This window comes from Streptosporangium longisporum (assembly GCF_039534895.1).
Lineage (GTDB): Bacteria > Actinomycetota > Actinomycetes > Streptosporangiales > Streptosporangiaceae > Streptosporangium > Streptosporangium longisporum.
On record NZ_BAAAWD010000006.1, the window covers coordinates 1,503,312 to 1,521,161 of the forward strand.

Consider the following 17,850-nt stretch of genomic DNA (forward strand, 5'->3'; position numbering starts at 1 on the left):
ACATGAGCACCCCTAGCGCCGAGCCCGTCCCGCTTCCCGCCAAACGGCGGGTGGCCCAGCTGGCGATGCTGGCGTTCGCGGTCGCCATCGTGATGCTGGCGTACGCCAATGTGGGGCTGGCGCTCGACAACCAGATCCCGTCGGGCATGCTCACCTACGGCCTGGGGCTGGGTGGCCTGATGCTCGCCGCCTACCTGGTGCTGGCGAAGTTCGCCCCCTGGGCGGACCCGCTGATCCTGCCGCTGGTGACGCTGGTCAACGGCGTCGGCCTGGTGATCATCTATCGGCTGGAGGCGTCCGGCATGAAGGGCGCCTCGGCCACCAACCAGCTGCTGTGGACGGCCGTCGGGGTCGTCATGTTCTCGCTGACGCTGATCGTGCTGCGCGACCACCGCGCGCTGCAGCGTCTGACCTACACGATGGGCGCGGTGGGCCTGGCCCTGCTGGTCGCGCCGCTGCTGCCGTTCATCGGCAGGGAGATCAACGGCGCCCGCATCTGGATCGGCGTCGGCGGCCTCACCCTCCAGCCGGCGGAGTTCACCAAGCTCGCCCTGGTCATCTTCTTCGCCGGCTACCTGGTCGCCAAGCGCGACGTGCTGGCCCTGGCCGGGCGGCGGCTGCTCTTCATCGACCTGCCCCGGGCCCGCGACCTGGGCCCGGTCCTCATCACCTGGGGTCTCAGCCTGGGCGTGCTGATCCTGCAGAAGGACCTGGGTTCCTCGCTGCTGATCTTCGGCACGTTCATCGCGATGCTCTACATCGCCACCCAGCGCACCTCGTGGGTGCTCATCGGCATCCTGCTCTTCGTGGGCGGCGCGGTCCTGGCGGGGATGCTCTTCAACCATGTGCAGCAACGCTTCACGGTCTACCTCAACCCCGAGGACCCGGCGCTCTTCGACCAGGTCGGCGGCAGCGCGCAGCTCATGGAGGGCCTGTTCGCCATGGGCGAGGGCGGCATCCTCGGCACCGGTCTCGGCCAGGGTCACCCGTACGAGATCCCGCTGGCCTTCTCCGACTTCATCTTCCCCGCCGCCGGTGAGGAGCTGGGCCTGACCGGGCTGATGGCCCTGCTGATGGTCTACGCGCTGCTGGTGGAGCGCGGCCTGCGCACCTCGCTCACGGCCCGCGACCCGTTCTCCAAGCTGCTGGCCGGTGGGCTGTCGTTCATCCTGGCCTGGCAGGTCTTCATCATCGTCGGCGGCGTGACCAACCTGATCCCGCTGACCGGTCTGGTCACCCCCTTCATGTCGCAGGGCGGATCCGCGTTGCTGGCCAACTGGATCCTCATCGCGCTGCTGGTACGCATGTCCGACACGGCGAGGAAGCCCCCGCCCCAGGCCATCCAGGACGAAGGAATGACGCAGGTGTTCCAGCGATGAACGGTCCCCTCAAGCGCGCCGCCTTCGCCTGCATGGTCATGTTCGGCCTGCTCATGATCAACGTGAACTACCTGCAGGCGGTGCGGGCGGACGACCTGCGCGCGAACGCGCGCAACGAGCGCAACTTCTACAAGCGGTACGAGGTCGAACGCGGCCGGATCACCGCGGGCGACAAGGTGCTGGCCGAGTCCTTCGACACCGGCGACCCCGAGTTCCGCTTCCAGCGGCGCTACCCCGAGGGCAAGATCTACGCGCCCATCACGGGATTCTTCGCGCCGGAGAGCGCGCGCGACATGGAGGGGGCCAGGAACAGCCTGCTCGACGGCAGCAGCGCCGACCTGCTGATCCGGCGCAGCATCGACCTGTTCACCGCCAAGCAGTCCAAGGGGGCCAACGTCGACCTGACGATCGACCCCAGAGCGCAGGAGGCGGCCTACAAGGCGCTGGGCGACAGCGGCAAGAAGGGCGCCCTGGTCGCGATCGAGCCGGAGACCGGGGCGATCCTCGCCATGGTCTCGATCCCCACCTACGACCCGAACCCGCTGTCCAAGCCCGACAAGGTGGTCGTCAACAAGGCCTACAACAAGCTGGACAAGGACGAGGACAAGCCGCTGGTGAACCGGGCCATCGAGCGCACCTACCCGCCGGGCTCGACCTTCAAGGTGGTCACCATGGCGGCGTACCTGAACAGCGACGACACCCTGGGCCCGGACAGCCAGGTCGACGCCCCGCAGGTGCTCGACCTGCCCAACACCACCGCCGACCTGCCCAACTACGGCGGGGCGGCGTGCGGCGCCGGACGCGTGACGCTCTCGTTCTCGCTGGAGAAGTCCTGCAACACCCCGTTCGGCAAGATCGCCATGGAGCTGGGCTACGACGCGCTGCGCGAGCAGGCGCTCAAGTTCGGCATCGGCGGCGAGCCGCTGGAGATCCCCCTGGCGGTCGCGGGCAGCGGCATCGGGCCCGAGGAGGACAAGGCCGCCCTCGCCCAGGCCTCGATCGGCCAGCGCAGCAACCAGATGACCCCGCTGCAGATGGCCATGATCGCCGCCGGGATCGCCAACAACGGCGTGGTCATGAAGCCGTACCTGGTGAAGAAGGTCGCGGACGCCGAGGGCAACGAGATCGAGGCCGCCGACCAGGACGTGCTCTCCACCGCGATGAGCGAGGACAACGCGCGCAAGCTCCAGGAGATGATGGTCAACGTCGTCGACAAGGGCACCGCGAGCGCCGCGCAGATCCCCGGCATCAAGGTCGGCGGCAAGACCGGCACCGCCGAGACCGCCGAGGGCCGTGACCCGCACGCCTGGTTCATCTCCTTCGCCCCGGCCGAGAAGCCCAAGGTCGCCGTCGCGCTGATCGTGGAGTCCGGGAGCGCCGGAAGCGACGCCTCCGGTGGTCAGACCGCCGCCCCGATCGCCAAGAGCGTGATGGAAGCGGTGCTGGGTAGATGACCGCGTTGCTCGGGGGCCGATACCGCCCGCTGGGGCGTATCGCGTCGGGCGGCATGGGTGAGGTGTGGCGGGCCAGGGACGACCTGCTCGGCCGCGAGGTCGCGGTGAAGCTGCTGCGCGCGCACGTGGCCGAGGATCCGGAGTTCCGCAGGCGGTTCCGCTCGGAGGCGCGCATCGCGGCCGGGCTCTCCGATCCGGGCATCGCGCAGGTCTTCGACTACGGCGAGGCCGAGGGCGTCGCCTACCTGGTCATGGAGCTGGTGCCGGGCCAGTCGCTGGCGGGCATCCTGACCCGCGACGGCAGGCTGACCCCCGAGGTCACCCTCGACGTGGTGCACCAGACGGCCAGGGCACTGCACGCGGCGCACAGCGGCGGGATCATCCACCGGGACATCAAGCCGGGCAACCTGCTGGTGACCGAGGCGGGCGTGATAAAGATCACAGATTTCGGCATCGCCCGGGTGATGGAGGCCGCGCCGGTCACCCAGACCGGCATGCTGCTCGGCACCGCCCAGTACGTCAGCCCCGAGCAGGCGTCCGGCGAGCCGCTGACGCCCGCCACCGACATCTACTCGCTCGGCGTGGTCGCCTACGAGTGCCTGGCGGGACGGGCGCCGTTCACCGCCGACACGCAGGTGGCGATCGCCCTGATGCACATCGGCGAGCCGCCGCCCCCGCTTCCGGACGACGTGCCGCCGATGGTCCGCGACCTGGTCATGGCGTGCCTGTCCAAGGACCCGCTGCGACGGCCGGCCGGTGCCAGGGAGCTGTCGGAGCGGGCGGACGTGCTGCTCGACGCGCTGACCGCCTCCGGCACCACCGGCCTGGCCATGCTCACCGACCCGGCGGGCTGGCGCGCCGAACCCGCCACCGAGTGGCCGCGCGAGGTCACCTCCTCGTCGCCCGCCGCCTCCACCGGCCCCGGGATCCCTCCGGTGGTCCCCGGCGCGTACCAGGGGCCCGGCGGCGTCCAGGGGCCGGCGTCCGGGAACGCGTACCAGGACCAGGGCTGGGACGAGGGGCGGACCGGCTCCGGCGAGGCGCGGCCGGGCGCGTGGCGGCCGGCCACCGCTCCGGTCACCCCGCCACCTGCGGGCGGGCGCCGTGGCAGGCGCAGGACGACGGTGATCGTCGCCGCCGTGGCGGGGTGCGCCGCCGCGGTCGGACTGGGCACGCTGGCCGCACGCGAGCTGGCGGACAGACCCGGTGACAGCGAGCCGGGCCGGCCGGTCGTACGGTCGAGCCCGGCCACCGAGCCGCCCACGGCCCGGCCGGACAGGAGCACTCCCGCGACGAGCAGACCGCCGGTCCCGCCGACGAAGTCGCGCCGTCCCACGGTCACGCCGTCGGCTACGGTAAGCACATCGGCCGAGCCCACCGCACGGCCGAGTACGTCGCCACCGTCCAGCCCGAGCCCGACGACTCCCACCGCCACGCCCACCGCCCCGACGGCGACACCGAGTGCAGAACCCAGTGCGACTCCCGACCCCGGCGACACGAACCCGCCGAATGAGGAGACGTGATGCGGCAACGGGTCGATGATGGACACCGGTGGCCCAAGAGCTCACCGGCACCCAAGATGAACGGTAAGGGACAGTGCAGGAAATGACTCAGCCCCGACGCCTCGGCGATCGCTACGAGCTTGACGGCGTCGTCGGGCGTGGCGGCATGGCCGAGGTCTATCGCGCCCGAGACATCCGGCTGGATCGGATCGTCGCCATCAAGACCCTCCGCGCGGACCTGGCCAGGGACCACATCTTCCAGGCGCGTTTCCGCCGGGAGGCGCAGTCCGCCGCGTCACTGAACCACCCGTCCATCGTCGCGGTCTACGACACCGGCGAGGACGTCTCCGAGGGTGCGCCGGTGCCCTACATCGTCATGGAGTACGTGGACGGCCGTACCCTGCGTGACCTGCTCCGGGCCGACCGGCGGCTGCTGCCCGAGCGCGCCGCCGAGCTGGTCGACGGGATCCTGCGGGCGCTGGACTACAGCCACCGCGGCGGCATCGTCCACCGTGACATCAAGCCGGCGAACGTCATGATCACGCGCAACGGCGACGTCAAGGTCATGGACTTCGGCATCGCCCGCGCGATGGCCGACTCGGCCGCGACGATGACGCAGACCGCCCAGGTGATCGGGACCGCGCAGTACCTCTCGCCGGAGCAGGCCAGGGGCGAGCGGGTCGACGCCCGCAGCGACCTGTACTCCACCGGCTGCGTGCTGTACGAGCTGCTGACCGGGCAGCCGCCGTTCACCGGTGACTCGCCGGTCGCGATCGCCTACCAGCACGTGCGCGAGGACCCGATCCCGCCGTCGCAGATCGACCCCGACATCCCCCCGTGGGCCGACGCCATCGTGCTCAAGGCGATGGCCAAGGACCCGGCGCACCGCTACCAGAGCGCCGGGGACATGCGGGCCGACATCCAGCGGGCGATGTCCGGCATCCCGACGGACGCCCAGACGACGACCATGGCCGCCGGGAGCGCGGGGTACAACCCGGCCACCCGGACCATGCAGGCCCCGCCCCCCGGTGGCCCGGCCACCCAGCGCACCACGGCCGTCCCGGCGTACCAGTACGGCCCCGAGGGGGGCGGTCAGGGCGTGGCGGGCGGCGGGGAGCGCGGACGGCGCCGCCAGCAGTCCGGTGGCAACACCGCGGTGAAGACCGCGGCGTGGATCCTCATCCCGCTGCTGGTCATCGGTGCCTTCATCGGCGTGGGGTACATGTTCCTCAACTCGTCGGGAACCCCGACCACCGGCGGCAAGGTGAAGATCCCCCCGCTGGCCTCGCAGAGCGCGGAGGTGGCGGCCAAGAGGCTCACCGACCTCCAGCTGACCGTGAAGACGGTCGAGGAGTTCGACGAGGAGGTCCCCGCCGGTGTCGTGATCGAGACCGATCCGGCCGCCGACACCGAGGTCGACAAGGGCGACGAGGTGACGCTCAAGGTCTCCAAGGGCGTCGAGAAGATCGAGGTGCCCGACGTGGTCGGCAAGAGTGCCGAGGAGGCCCGGAGCATCCTTGAGGAGGCCGGCTTCGAGGTCACCCTGCAGTCCAAGGCCTCCAGCCGCAAGCAGGGAATCGTCTTCGAGACCGTGCCTGCGGCCGGGAAGAAGTACAACAAGGGGGGAAGCGTCCGGATCTACGTGCCCAAGGAGGCCGTGGAGGTGCCGGGGGTGACGAACCTCACGGTCAAGGACGCCAAGGAGACGCTCAAGCAGCTGGGCTTCCGGTGGAAGGTCGTCGAGCAGCCGAGCGACCTGCCCAAGGACACCGTGATCAGCCAGTCTCCCGAGCCCGGCGGCAAGTACCAGCCAGGCACGACGATCACGCTGGTGGTCTCCAGCGGTGAGCCGCCCCAGCCGACCGAGCAGCCGAGCCAGCCGACGGAGGATCCGAGCATCCCCGACGAGCCGACGGACCCGAACCCGGAGCCCACGGAGACCGACGACGGCACCATCCTCGACGAGGCGCCGCAGGACGGGAACTGACGTCCCGGCACCGACGACGAGGAGGACCCCCGCGCCCGCGCGCGGGGGTCCTCCTCGTTCACGGGGTGCGGGCTCCGGACAGGTGCGCGCGGCAAGTGCCCTGGGATGTTCCGGGGGGCAGGAGTCTCGCGGACATGGGCGGGCGGAGCGGGGGCCCGGAAACGGGGAAGAGTCCTTCCGCCACTCGGGGGCGATGGCGGAAGGACTCTCACTGGTCAATCGTCCAGTAGAGGCCCCGCGTTACACCAATCTTTCGAGCCAGTTCCCGAGCAGCCGGTGACCGTGCTCGGAGATGACCGACTCCGGGTGGAACTGCACGCCCTCGACGGGCGCGGTGCGGTGCCGAAGGCCCATGACCACGCCGTCCTCGGTGACGGCGGTGACCTCCAGCGCCTGCGGGACCGTCCCGGCGAGCACCGTCAGCGAGTGGTAGCGCGTCATCGTCGCCGGTGAGGGCAGCCCGGCGAAGACACCGCGCCCGTCGTGCGTGATCGCGCTGGTACGGCCGTGCATGGGCTCGGGGGCCCGCGCCACGGTCGCGCCGTGGGCGACGGCGATGGCCTGATGTCCCAGGCAGACGCCGAGCAGCGGGATGCCGCGCTCCTCGCAGTGGCCGACCAGCGGGACGCTCACCCCCGCGTCCTCCGGCGTGCCGGGGCCGGGGCTGATCAGGACCCCGTCGAAACCGAAGGCGTCCTCGACCGTGACCCGGTCGCGCGGGCGCACGTCACAGGCCGCGCCGAGCTGCCTGAGGTACTGCACGATGGTGTGCACGAAGCTGTCGTGGTTGTCGACGACGAGGACGCGGCTCATCGGCCCACGACGGCCGGGTCGAGGGAGATGCGAGGTTCGATCCAGGGGAACACGAGGTACCAGAGTACGACCGCGGCCAGCCCGGCCAGCACCACGGCCGTGAACACCCTGATCGCGAGGCTTCCGGGAAGCGCTCGCCAGATCCATCCGTACATGCGACTCCTTGTCCGGTTCTTGTGGGCCCGGCCTGTCGTGCTTCGGGACGGCCTGGCCGCCGGGTGGTCACGGTTCTCAGGTCACCCGGGTCACTCGGGTCACTCGGGGCGTTCGAGGCGGTCCCTGCGCTCGTCCAGTTCGCCGAAGACGATCAGCCGCTGGGCCGCCGAGTACTCGGGGTGGCAGGTGGAGAGCGTGATCATCGCTTTGGCCGGCTTCCGTCCCGGCCGCCCGGGAACCGGCGCGATGACGTCCACCTCGGCAGGGTCGACGATCCGCTTGTCGGTGACCCGGTAGGTGTAGCGGGCCTCGCGGGTGTCCACGACCAGGGGGTCTCCCGGCTGGAGCTCGTCGATGCGGTTGAACGGCGCGGCATAGGTCGTTCGATGGCCAGAAAGTACGAAATTACCGATTTTTCCGGGCATTGCGGTTCCGGGGTAGTGGCCCGGCCCCATCCGCAGCCGGTCCGGGTCGACCCCCTCCACCACGGCGTACCGGTAGTCGTCACCGAGTCTGGGGATCTTCAGCATCGCCACCGCCCCGCCCAGCCGGATCGGCCCGAGAGCCGTTTTCTCCTTCTGGACGAACTCCCGTTGCAGCAGGATCTGCTGCCGGGCGGTGTAGGAGCCGGTGCCCCAGAGGAGGTAGGCGCAGAAGAGCAGGACGACCAGGCCCGCGGTGATGCTCAGATCGCCCGCGACCCTCAGCATGGCTCTCATGGGGGCAGGTTAATCACGGCGATACCGCCCCGGCCGCGCCTGATCGCCGCCTCGGCGCAACATTTGCCACAGGATGGTGCCCCGCGGAATCGCCATGGCCCGTGCGCGCGGACTATCCTTACACGGAACTTCACCCACCAGCGACCACGCTGACCGACACGGCCTGCGCACGATCCGGATCGCGCAGGGTTGACGCAGGAGAAGAACCCCAGTGCCCAAGCCCAAGACTCGCAAGAAGCCGGTTTACACCCCGCCGCAGGCCTCCCAGCAGGTCAAGATCAGTCCGCGCTGGCTGGCGCCGGTCATGGTGACCTGCTGGATCGTCGGCATCCTGTGGATCGCCGTCTACTACGTGGCCCCCACCGCGCCGCTGTTCGGCACCCTGCAGAACTGGAACCTGCTGGTCGGATTCGCCTTCATCATCCTCGGTGTGATCCTGTCGACCCGCTGGCGTTGACGTTTTCCACAGGCGCCGTCCACACCCTGGGGACGCATCAGGGTGTGGATCTACCTCAGGAGATCGAGTTCGGCCTCCACCGCGAACGGCGGTAGCACCAGCACCAGCGCCACCAGGATGACCAGGATCGCCACGCATCCTCCCCACTGCACCGCGTCGCGGTTCCCGCGCGGGGCGAAGGCGAGGACGGCGGCCACCAGGGCACCGGTGACCAGGCCACCGAGGTGCCCCTGCCAGCTGATGTTGGCGATCGTGAAGGTCAGGACGACGTTGATGCCGATCAGCCAGAGCACGCCGCGGACGTCGTAGCCGAGCTTCCTGCCGAGCACGAACAGCGCGCCGAACAGGCCGTAGATCGCGCCAGACGCCCCGACCGCGGCGATCCCGAACAGGTAGATCGCGACGGACCCGCCGAGCGCGGAGAGCAGGTAGAGGGTCAGGAACCTGGCCGCCCCCAGGCGCCGCTCCAGCTCGGGGCCGATGGCGTACAGGGCCCACATGTTGAACAGGATGTGGGTCAGCCCCAGCCCTCCCGCCCCTATCGGCTGGTGGAGGAAGGCACCCGTGACCAGCCTCCACCACTCGCCCTCGTAGGCGACCCCGTAGGAGTTCATCGCGAAGGCGTTCACCACCGGGTTACCGCCCACGACCTCCGCGACGTACGCCAGCACGTTGAGGATCAGCAGTGTCCAGGTGACCCTGGGCGTGGTGACCGCCCTGCCGCCGAACACGGCCTGCGCCTGGCGCATCCCCTTGCCGCCCTCGGCCACGCACTCGGGGCACTGGAAGCCCACCGCGGCGTCGCGCATGCAGTCGGGGCAGATGGGACGGTCACAGCGCTGGCAGCGGACGTAGGTCTCACGTCCCGGGTGGCGGTAGCAGGTGGGGACGACGGTGCCGGGCTCGTCGGACGGCTGGGTGGTCATGATGTGCGGCTGGCCCCTTCGAGCGTTCTGTCATCCACAGACTGCCAGCCTATGCAGGATGGCGGGCATCCGTGCGTCCGGCGGCGGACGCGTGTTCCCGGGAACGCCGGGAACGCCGCCGCTGTTCCCTGGACCGGGCGGGCGGGCCCGTCCGCGGGAACGCGAACGGCGGCCTCCGGGGAGGCCGCCGGACGAGGGATCAGCCCTGTACGCGCTCGATGGTCACCGACTCCAGCACCACCGGCTCGCTGGGACGGTCACGGGCGTCGGTCTCGGTCTTGGCGATGGCGTCGACGACGTCCTGGCCCTCGACGACCTCACCGAAGATGGTGTGCTTGCCGTTCAGGTGAGGGGTGGGCACCACGGTGATGAAGAACTGCGATCCGTTGGTGCCGCGGCCGAACTGGACGCCGGCGTTGGCCATGGCGAGCAGGTACGGGCGGTTGAAGAAGAGGTCCGGGTGGATCTCGTCGTCGAACTTGTAGCCCGGGCCGCCGACACCCTGGCCCAGCGGGTCACCGCCCTGGATCATGAAGCCGGAGATGACGCGGTGGAAGATCGTGCCGTCGTACAGCTTGGCGGTGGACTTCTCACCGGTCTCCGGGTGCACCCACTCGCGGGTGCCCTCGGCCAGCTCGACGAAGTTGCGCACGGTCTTGGGCGCGTGATCCGGGAAAAGCTGGACCTTCACGCTACCGCGGTTGGTATTGAGGTTCGCGATCAACTTCTCAGCCATGATCGGACTGCCCCCTTCAGGTCGTTGGCAATGCCTATGCAACGTATTGCTTTTGTGGCGCTTTGACGATTTCGGCCGCGACCGCAGGCCCGCAACCATCCTCCCATGGGTCGTCATGATTGAGGTGCCTTCGAGCGGGAAGGGGTGGCGGCGGGGCCCCAACGAATGGGGAGGTTGATTGTGCCTCTAGCAGTGTTTGGAAAGCGCCAGATGAAGATCGTGGCACCGGAAAGGTCGCTGCGCCACGTGAAGGCTCAGGCTGTCCGAGCCGCGGACCGGGTCGGCCCGATGGCCGACCAGGCCCGCGAAGCGGCGAGTCATGCCCGTGACGCGGCCAGCGAAAAGATCATTGTCGCCCGCGGGTGGGCGGCGCCGAGGCTCGACGCCGCCGCGCACTCGATCGAGGAGCAGCTCGCGCCGAGGATCAGCGCCGCGCTGTCCCAGGCGGCGGCGAGGATCGATCCCGCTCCCGCGAAGTCCAGGAAGTGGCCGATGCTCCTTCTGGTCACGGGCGTCGCGCTCGGAGCGGCGGGTTACGCGCTGTATCGCAAGAACGCCGACCAGTGGGCGGACACGCTCAAGGAGAGCGCCTCCGACGCGTCCCAGTGGGTGGGACAGAAGACGGAGGCGGCGGCGGCCGCGGTCCCCGAGGTGACGAGCGATGTCACCTCGAAGACCGGCGAGACGAGCGGTACGAACGACTCCAGGGCGGAGCACACCTCCAAGACACAGCCCTGACGGTCGCGTACGCCGCAGCCCGAACGCGGCGTACGGCACGTCCGTGACGTACGGCCCGCACCATCACGATGGTGCGGGCCGTACTTCGTGGGGATCCGCAGGGTCACGGATGCGGACCGCGGGCCGGCCGGGTCACTCCCGCACGGATCTCACCGGCCGGCCCGCGGAGTCTTTCCGGAGTCAGCCCCCGTGGCCCTCCGGACGTCGGTGCGAGGTCACTTCTTCGTCGCGCAGGTGATGAGGGGCCCGTCACCGGAGAGGGCGATGTGGGTCCTGCCCTTCCCGTGCACGACGCCGTCCTCGTCCGGAACCGGCACGGCCTCCGCGAGCACGAAGTGCTCCCCCTTCTTGAGGGGTCCGGCCTCACCGGGCTCGGGCGTGGCCACGCGCGTCCTCTCCGGCCCCCTGCCCTTCTCCACCTCGTCGACCTTGTCCGGACGGGCCATGACCGTGACGTCGGCACCCTCGGGCACGGCCTCCGGGTCCACCGGCTTCGGGACTCCCGGCTTCAGGTCACCCGGCTTCAGGTCCTCCGACTTCACGGTCCCCGGCTTCGGGACGACCCGGACGATCCCGTCGTCCCCGCGGCTCTCGGTGACTCCGCCGGTCCTGGTCCCGGGCCGGGCCGGAAGAGCGGGGACGGCGGGCATCTTCCCCGCCTTCTTCATCTCCTTGATCTCGGCCTCGGTGAACGCCTTCACCTTCACCGCCACCGCGCCGCCTCCCTCGCACGTGACGAGGACGGCGTCGTCCCCGGGGTCCGGCGTGCCGTCGGCGCTGGCGGCCCCGGTGAGGGTGGCCATCAGGGCTCCCGTCGTCACCAGGGTGGCGAGCATACGGATACGCATGGGTTTCTCCTCATCGAGCGGGTCTGGAGACCACAGGTTCCCGTGCGCCACCTGAATCCAGGCTGAAGGCCGCGGAACGCGTCTTCAGGTTGGCTTTAGGTGGCATGCGGCACGCTGAGCGACATGCGTGTGCTGCTGGTCGAGGACGAGAAACGCCTGGCCCATCTGCTCAAGGAGGGACTGGCGGGCGAGGGCTTCGCCGTCGACGTCGCCCACGACGGCCGCGACGGGCTGTGGATGGCGACCGAGAACCCGTACGACGTGATCGTGCTCGACGTCATGCTGCCCCGGATGAACGGCTACACCCTGTGCGCCCGGCTCCGCGACGCGGGGAACTGGACGCCGATCCTGATGCTCACCGCCAAGGACGGGGTGCACGACGAGGCCGAGGCGCTCGACACCGGGGCGGACGACTTCCTGTCCAAGCCCTTCTCGTACGTGGTGCTGCTGGCCAGGCTGCGCGCGCTGGTACGGCGGGGCGGCACGGCCAGGCCGGTGTCCATCACGGTCGGCGACCTGACCGTGGACCCGGCGGGGCTGCGCTGCCGCCGGGGAGAGGTGGACATCCCGCTCACCCCCAAGGAGTTCGCGGTCCTGCACGGCCTGGCCCGCAGGCAGGGCGAGGTGGTCTCCAAGAGGGAACTGCTGGCCCAGGCGTGGGACTTCTCCTACGACGGCGATCCGAACATCGTGGAGGTCTACGTGAGCGCGCTCCGCCGCAAGATCGACTCTCCGTTCGGCCGATCGTCGCTGGTGACGGTCCGCGGCGCCGGTTACCGGCTGGAGGCCTGAGATGGCGTCGCACCTGTCGGTACGGCTCCGGGCGACGCTCGCCGCCACCGCCATCGTCGCGATCGCGCTCGGCGTGGCCGCGACGGTGCTCGTCGGGGTGCTGACCGGGAGCCTGACCCGCAGCGCCGCCGGTGAGGCCGCCCGCCGCGCCGGTGCCACCGCCGACGTGCTCGCCACCGGTTCCGTGCGGGGCGACCTCGTGGTGAGCGGCACCGTCGGGTCCGCCGAACCGGCCGTCCTCGACCCCGACATCAAGGTCTTCGCGAAGGCCGTACGGCCGGGTCCCGTCCTGTCCACCCGGATGGCGGACGGCGACCCGCCCCCCGGAACGAAGGGCGGGACCTTCACGACCCTCGTGGAGAGGGTCGTCCCGGACGGGAAGGACGAGATGACGCGGTGGGCGCCCGGTGAGTCCTTCGCCGTGGCCACGATGCCGGTGGACACCGCCGAGGGCGTGCTGCTCGTCAAGGCGCGGGCGTCGCTGGAGCCCGCCGAGAACGCCCTGGGGGCCCTGCGCGGCCTGCTGATCCCCGGCATCCCCGCGCTGCTGCTGCTGGTCGCCGCCCTCACCTGGCTGGCCGTCGGCCGGGCACTGGCGCCGGTCTCGGCCATCCGCGCCGAGATGGCCGACATCACCGCCAGCGACCTGCACCGCAGGGTCCCGGTGCCGCAGGCGCGCGACGAGGTCGCCCGCCTGGCCGAGACCATGAACCGCACGCTCGACCGCCTCGAAGTGGCCGTCGGGCGGCACAAGCGCTTCGTCGCCGACGCCGCCCACGAGCTGCGCAGCCCGCTGGCCGTCCTGCGGACCCGCCTGGAGCTGGCCCCGCCGGGACCGCTGGCGGCCGAGGCGCTGACCGACGTGGAACGGATCCAGGCGCTCACCTCCGACCTGCTGCTGCTCGCCCGCCTGGACGCTGGCGAGCCGGTCCACACCGAGGAGGTCGACGCCGGCCAGGTCGTCGCCGAGGAGGCGGCGCGGGCGCGGCCCAGGCCGGAGATCGAGGTCGCGCTGGAGGTCGCGGCCGACGCGGTGGTGCTCGGCTCCGCGGGACAGCTGCGCCGGCTGGCCGCCAACCTGGTGGACAACGCGGTGCGCCACGCGGCCTCGGCGGTCGTCGTCCGGCTGGCCGTCGAGGAGGACGAGGTGGTGCTCGACGTGCGCGACGACGGTCCCGGCATCCCCGCCGAGCACCGCGAGGCGGTCTTCGACCGGTTCACCCGCCTGGACGAGGCCAGGGACAGGGATGCGGGCGGCTCCGGCCTCGGGCTGGCCATCGCCAGGGACATCGCGGTACGGCACGGCGGCGGCCTGCGCGTGGTCGCCGGATCCCCCGGGGCGTGGCTCCAGGCCCGGTTCCCGGCGAGGGAACCGGTCCCGTCCCGCTGAGCGGGGCCGTGCTCCCGCGGGGTCGTCCTCCCGTGCGGGGCCGTTCTCCCGTGCGAGGACGTTCTCCCGTGCGGGACCGTGCGGTTCGCCGTACGGTCCCGCGCGGGATCGGAACACCCGCTCTCCGCACGATCCCGCACGGATCGGCCGTACGAGATCGGCCGTACGAGATCGGCCCGTACGAGATCGGCCCGTACGGGATCACGCCCCGGGGTCAGAGCAGGCGTGCGGGGCAGCCCAGCTCGTCGCCGATCCGCCGGAGTCCGTCGGCGAACCCCGCGCGGGTGTCCCGCCGGAACCCGACGAAGAAACGGTTGGCGAGCGGGACGCCCCATCTCCAGCGGTTCGCCACGTTGCGGACCCGGTGGGTGACGAGGGTCCCCTCCGGGTGCGGGGTGACGGTGTACTCACCGCGGTACCACCAGCCGCCCTGGACGGCGATGGTGTCCCCGCCGTTCCCGGTCACCTCGACGGTCATGGCGTGTGCCGGCGTGCTGAGGGTGAACCGCTCCGGCCCGCCCGAGACGACGCCGCCGTGCGCGGTGAGCAACCAGAGGTTGTCCGGGCCGACCGGCCCGGGACGCACGGTCAGCAGCAGCCGTCCCACCTCGCCGGGCGGGGCCCCGACCACCCCGGCCGCCTCGAACAGCGGGGCGGGCCTCACGGCGAGGTCCGGCGGGTGTTCTGGAAGGAGGTGAACCTCCAGTTGTCGTCGTCGCGTACGGCGACCAGGGTGACGATCGAGTCCCGGGCGGGGTCGGGCGGGGCGTCCGCTCCCGCCAGGGCGCCGGTGAAGATCACCACGGCGACGTCGGGCCGTACCCACCTGATGTCGGCTCCGCCCTCTTCCGAGGAGAGGCCCGTCAGGCGCGAACCCTTGAGCGGTCCCTCGAACAGGGCGCGGTGCGCCTCGGTGACGGCCTGGCGGCCCGTCAGGCGGAGCCCGAAGAAGGTGATGTAGTCGGCGTCCTCGGTGAACAGGTCGCCGTAGGCGTCGGCGTCGCCCGCGTTCCAGGCCGCGGTCAGGCGGCCGAGCAGATCGCGGATCCCGGCGTCGGCGGATGTGGGGGTGGGCATGGGTCTTCTCCTCGCGATGGGCGAGGGGCCTATCCTTGGAGTTCTGGAGTCCGGGACGGCCGCCTCGCGGTCGGTTCGGTGTCTTCTCCGCCGGTCGGGTGTTGGCGCACCCGGCCGGCGCTCATGGCCGCGGGTCGGCGGCCCTTTCGTTCACGTGCGGTCTTTCCGGTCGTCGGTACGCGCGTTCTGTTCCCCTCTCCCGGTCGCCGGTCCCCGTTCCGGTACGCCGGGCGTGCCGGGCTCCCCGCCGGGGCCGTGGGACCCGGCCGGTCCCGCGTCCACGCCGGTCCGGCCGAGCAGCTCGCGGTTGCCGGGGTCGTCCCAGGTGATCTCGCCCGACTCCAGCCGGGCCAGGAGGCCGCGTACCCAGCCGAGCTCGGCCGCGCGCAGGGTGCGCTCGTACTCGACCTCCAGCAGCAGCACGGGCGGCAGCCCGCTCCCGGTGAGCCCGCGCAGGCTCTCGTCGGCCGTGACCACCCTGCCCTCCAGGATGGCGGCCCTGCCGCGCAGCGCCCGTTCCACCTCGATCGGGGGCAGGCATCCCGCCATGGAGAGCGCCGCGGTGAAGGCGAGACCGTCCGGCCCCACCTCCTCCAGCGACCGGCGCAGGCGGGTGGCCAGCTCGGCCCTGCCCTCGCCGGTCAGCTCGTAGACGGTGCGCTCGGGCCGCCGCCCCTCCCTGCCGGTGCTGACAGGCACGATCAGTTCGTCCCTGACCAGCCGGTCGACCGCGTGGTACAGGCTGCGCGGCAGGCCGGTCAGGTAGTCCTTGTGCGTGTCCACCACGAACCGGTGCATCTCGTAGGGATGGCTCGGCCTGACCGAGAGCAGCGCGAGCACGGTCAGCCCGGCCAGGTCCGCTCCCCGTGCCATGACCGCTCCCGTCGACGCTGTAGTGCGAAATTCTTTATAGCGTTCTGCACTATAGCGACATGCCTGTGAGCCGTACAAGACAGGAGTCTCGTACGGCTCACAGGACGGATCCGGTCGCCCCCGAGGGGACGGTCAGCGGGTGGTGAAGTCCGGTTGCCAGCTCTTGTCCGCCACCTGGCTGTTCTCCCGGTAGCCGGACAGGGGCACGGCCTCGCCGCCGTTCAGGCCGACCAGGAGCAGCCGGTTGCGGAACTCGCCGCCCACGCAGTCGTTCTCGCCCTTCCTCTCGCAGGCCCAGACGATGAGACGCTCGTCGTCCGCCCACGCCACGGACTGCTCGATCCAGTACCCGGGGGCCGGGTTGAACGGGACCGTACCCCCCGTGGTCAGGTCCTGGACGCCGACGACCGCGCTCCGGTCGGGACTGGCGACGGCCAGACGCCTGCCGTCCGGCGAGAGGCCGGCCTGCTGGTAGGTGTCGGCCTCCTTGGACGGCGCGGCCTGGGCGTTGCCCCGCAGGTCGTAGTACCTCTTCATCGGGGACCCGCTGGAACTTTGCTCCCAGACGAGCGTGCCGTCGTCCGCCCAGAAGATGTCGTTACGGGACGACATCTCGTCGGGATGCTGCGGCAGGCCCTGGAAGGTGGACCGGCCCTCCGCCAGATCGACGACGGTGAAGCCGGTGCGGTTGACCGTCGACGTGCGCTGCGTGCCGTCCTCGACGACGTAGGACTCGTCGGGGTTGGCGGAGTAGTTCGTGAGCAGCAGCCTGGTCGCGTCCGGGGACCAGGACACGGACGCGGCGGGACGGTCCAGGGAGATCCAGCGGACCTCGGTCCCGCGTCCGGTGAGAACCCCCACCCGGCTCGCGGGCACCGTCTCCAGGAACGCCGCCGCCCTTCCCCCCCTGGCGACGTCGAGCCAGGCCCACGGGGTGGGCTCGTAGCGGCCCAGATCCCGGTCGTAGCGGTGCCAGGTCAACTTCCTGACCTGGCGGTCCTCGGAGATCTTCTCCTCGGCCCAGGTGTAGTAGGAGTAGGCCGCCGCCCTGCCCGCGGCGACCAGGGTCTCGGGTGGCGAGGAGTCCGGGTCCGCGGCGGTCCCGGTGGACGGGTCCGGCTCGGCGACCACGACCGTGGCCGCCCCCTGGTCGTCCCGCGGTTCCTGTCCCCGGACCAGTGCCGGGACGGTGACCGCCGCCACGACGACGCTCGCGGCCGCCCCCGCGGCCACCGCGAACGTCCGCGTCCGGGCCCATCGCCGCCGCCGGAGTGCGGATCCGGCCAGGTCGCCGGACGGCACCCGGGCCTGCTCCGCCCACTCCCCGAAGGTCTGCCTCACCAGTTCGTCGATGGTCATCTCGTCACTTCCCCGAAGATCGTGTGCGGCCCCTTCAACTCGGGTGCGAGGTGGCGCAGGCGGGCCAGGGAGCGGTGGGTCGTGCTGCGGACCGTGCCGACCGAGCAGCCGAGGATCCCGGCCACCTCCGCCTCCGGCAGGTCCTCGTAGTAGCGCAGCACCAGTACCGCCCGCTGCCGGGGTGTGAGCCTGGCCAGGGCCCCGCGCATGACGATGCGCAGGTCCGTTCCCCGCGTGCCGTCCTCCACGGCTCCCTCCGGCAGGTCGGCGACCACGGTCTCCCCGCGTCGCCGCCACCACGACACCTGCTGGCGGTACATCACCTTCCGGACGTACGCCTCGGGCGTCTCCACCCGTTTCCACCGGGCGACCGTCCTGACCAGCGCGGTCTGCAGGAGATCCTCGGCCGCGTGCTGGTCGCCCCCGGTCAGCAGGAAGGCGAGGCGCATCAGCGCGGGAGAGCGCGCCGAGACGAACTCGCGGAAACGTCGCTCCTCTGCGTCGTCCACGACCACCTCCACTTCGTGTCGTCCCCCTGTAGACGCGCCGGGAGGGTCGCCGCTATGCCTCCCCGCGCCGACGGTCTTTCCCGGGGCGGTCTTTCCGGGAGCGTCTTCCTCGCGGACGACCTTTCGTGCGGGCGG

Annotated in this window: 19 protein-coding genes; 8 read left to right on the forward strand and 11 right to left on the reverse strand. The window is 71.1% G+C overall.

Features of this window, described 5'->3' with window-relative positions; all coding sequences use genetic code 11:
- Positions 1 to 2: 2 nt before the first annotated feature.
- From ABD832_RS10990 to pknB, 4 genes are all read left to right on the forward strand, one after another.
- On the forward strand, positions 3 to 1,379 hold the full coding sequence (locus tag ABD832_RS10990) for an FtsW/RodA/SpoVE family cell cycle protein (protein ID WP_344892199.1): 1,377 nt from the start codon (positions 3 to 5) through the stop codon (positions 1,377 to 1,379).
- Entirely contained in the window at positions 1,376 to 2,833 is a 1,458-nt protein-coding gene (locus ABD832_RS10995) for a peptidoglycan D,D-transpeptidase FtsI family protein (RefSeq protein ID WP_344892201.1), read from the forward strand. The genes ABD832_RS10990 and ABD832_RS10995 overlap by 4 nt, the downstream gene beginning before the upstream one ends.
- Positions 2,830 to 4,356: a serine/threonine-protein kinase gene (locus tag ABD832_RS11000; RefSeq protein WP_344892203.1), complete on the forward strand. Its 1,527-nt coding sequence runs from the start codon at positions 2,830 to 2,832 to the stop codon at positions 4,354 to 4,356. Before ABD832_RS10995 ends, ABD832_RS11000 begins: the two co-directional genes overlap by 4 nt.
- 82 nt (positions 4,357 to 4,438) lie before the next feature.
- On the forward strand, positions 4,439 to 6,322 hold the full coding sequence (pknB, locus tag ABD832_RS11005; RefSeq protein ID WP_344892206.1) for a Stk1 family PASTA domain-containing Ser/Thr kinase: 1,884 nt from the start codon (positions 4,439 to 4,441) through the stop codon (positions 6,320 to 6,322).
- A gap of 240 nt (positions 6,323 to 6,562) precedes the next feature.
- Here pknB and ABD832_RS11010 read toward each other — a convergent pair whose 3' ends face one another.
- The 3 genes from ABD832_RS11010 to ABD832_RS11020 all read right to left on the reverse strand — a co-directional run bounded on the left by ABD832_RS11010 (position 6,563) and on the right by ABD832_RS11020 (position 8,010).
- Complete coding sequence (locus tag ABD832_RS11010) at positions 6,563 to 7,135, reverse strand: anthranilate synthase component II (RefSeq protein WP_344892210.1); 573 nt, start codon at positions 7,133 to 7,135, stop codon at positions 6,563 to 6,565.
- Positions 7,132 to 7,290: a hypothetical protein gene (locus ABD832_RS11015; protein WP_344892213.1), complete on the reverse strand. Its 159-nt coding sequence runs from the start codon at positions 7,288 to 7,290 to the stop codon at positions 7,132 to 7,134. The genes ABD832_RS11010 and ABD832_RS11015 overlap by 4 nt, the downstream gene beginning before the upstream one ends.
- A gap of 99 nt (positions 7,291 to 7,389) precedes the next feature.
- Entirely contained in the window at positions 7,390 to 8,010 is a 621-nt protein-coding gene (locus ABD832_RS11020; RefSeq protein WP_344892216.1) for a class E sortase, read from the reverse strand.
- Positions 8,011 to 8,221: 211 nt separating this feature from the next.
- On the opposite strand from ABD832_RS11020, the gene ABD832_RS11025 reads away from it, so the two are divergent.
- On the forward strand, positions 8,222 to 8,467 hold the full coding sequence (locus ABD832_RS11025) for a cell division protein CrgA (RefSeq protein WP_344892219.1): 246 nt from the start codon (positions 8,222 to 8,224) through the stop codon (positions 8,465 to 8,467).
- A gap of 50 nt (positions 8,468 to 8,517) precedes the next feature.
- Here ABD832_RS11025 and ABD832_RS11030 read toward each other — a convergent pair whose 3' ends face one another.
- On the reverse strand, positions 8,518 to 9,393 hold the full coding sequence (locus ABD832_RS11030) for a rhomboid family intramembrane serine protease (protein ID WP_344892222.1): 876 nt from the start codon (positions 9,391 to 9,393) through the stop codon (positions 8,518 to 8,520).
- A gap of 199 nt (positions 9,394 to 9,592) precedes the next feature.
- Positions 9,593 to 10,129 (reverse strand): peptidylprolyl isomerase, encoded by a 537-nt coding sequence (locus ABD832_RS11035; RefSeq protein ID WP_344892225.1) that lies wholly within the window; start codon positions 10,127 to 10,129, stop codon positions 9,593 to 9,595.
- Positions 10,130 to 10,375: 246 nt separating this feature from the next.
- Between ABD832_RS11035 and ABD832_RS11040 the strand changes: the two genes are divergently transcribed.
- A complete protein-coding gene (locus ABD832_RS11040) occupies positions 10,376 to 10,867 on the forward strand; it encodes a hypothetical protein (RefSeq protein ID WP_344892228.1) in 492 nt (163 codons plus the stop codon).
- Between the two features lie 215 nt (positions 10,868 to 11,082).
- Here the strand turns inward: ABD832_RS11040 and ABD832_RS11045 are convergent, their stop codons facing one another.
- Positions 11,083 to 11,715 (reverse strand): hypothetical protein, encoded by a 633-nt coding sequence (locus ABD832_RS11045; protein ID WP_344892231.1) that lies wholly within the window; start codon positions 11,713 to 11,715, stop codon positions 11,083 to 11,085.
- A gap of 123 nt (positions 11,716 to 11,838) precedes the next feature.
- Here ABD832_RS11045 and ABD832_RS11050 point away from each other — a divergent pair, with 123 nt between their 5' ends.
- The gene (locus tag ABD832_RS11050; RefSeq protein WP_344892234.1) at positions 11,839 to 12,507 is read left to right on the forward strand and encodes a response regulator transcription factor; all 669 of its coding nucleotides are present in this window, start codon (positions 11,839 to 11,841) and stop codon (positions 12,505 to 12,507) included.
- Position 12,508: 1 nt separating this feature from the next.
- The gene (locus tag ABD832_RS11055) at positions 12,509 to 13,897 is read left to right on the forward strand and encodes a sensor histidine kinase (protein WP_344892237.1); all 1,389 of its coding nucleotides are present in this window, start codon (positions 12,509 to 12,511) and stop codon (positions 13,895 to 13,897) included.
- A gap of 214 nt (positions 13,898 to 14,111) precedes the next feature.
- On the opposite strand, the gene ABD832_RS11060 is transcribed toward ABD832_RS11055, so the two are convergent.
- The 5 genes from ABD832_RS11060 to ABD832_RS11080 form a co-directional block, all read right to left on the reverse strand.
- Entirely contained in the window at positions 14,112 to 14,561 is a 450-nt protein-coding gene (locus tag ABD832_RS11060) for a hypothetical protein (RefSeq protein WP_344892240.1), read from the reverse strand.
- Positions 14,558 to 14,974: an SgcJ/EcaC family oxidoreductase gene (locus tag ABD832_RS11065; RefSeq protein WP_344892243.1), complete on the reverse strand. Its 417-nt coding sequence runs from the start codon at positions 14,972 to 14,974 to the stop codon at positions 14,558 to 14,560. The genes ABD832_RS11060 and ABD832_RS11065 overlap by 4 nt, the downstream gene beginning before the upstream one ends.
- A gap of 150 nt (positions 14,975 to 15,124) precedes the next feature.
- The gene (locus ABD832_RS11070; RefSeq protein WP_344892246.1) at positions 15,125 to 15,847 is read right to left on the reverse strand and encodes a PadR family transcriptional regulator; all 723 of its coding nucleotides are present in this window, start codon (positions 15,845 to 15,847) and stop codon (positions 15,125 to 15,127) included.
- 132 nt (positions 15,848 to 15,979) lie between these two features.
- Positions 15,980 to 17,206, reverse strand: a complete 1,227-nt coding sequence (locus ABD832_RS11075; RefSeq protein WP_344892249.1) for a hypothetical protein — start codon at positions 17,204 to 17,206, stop codon at positions 15,980 to 15,982.
- Entirely contained in the window at positions 17,203 to 17,715 is a 513-nt protein-coding gene (locus ABD832_RS11080; RefSeq protein WP_344892252.1) for a SigE family RNA polymerase sigma factor, read from the reverse strand. The genes ABD832_RS11075 and ABD832_RS11080 overlap by 4 nt, the downstream gene beginning before the upstream one ends.
- Positions 17,716 to 17,850 lie beyond the last annotated feature (135 nt).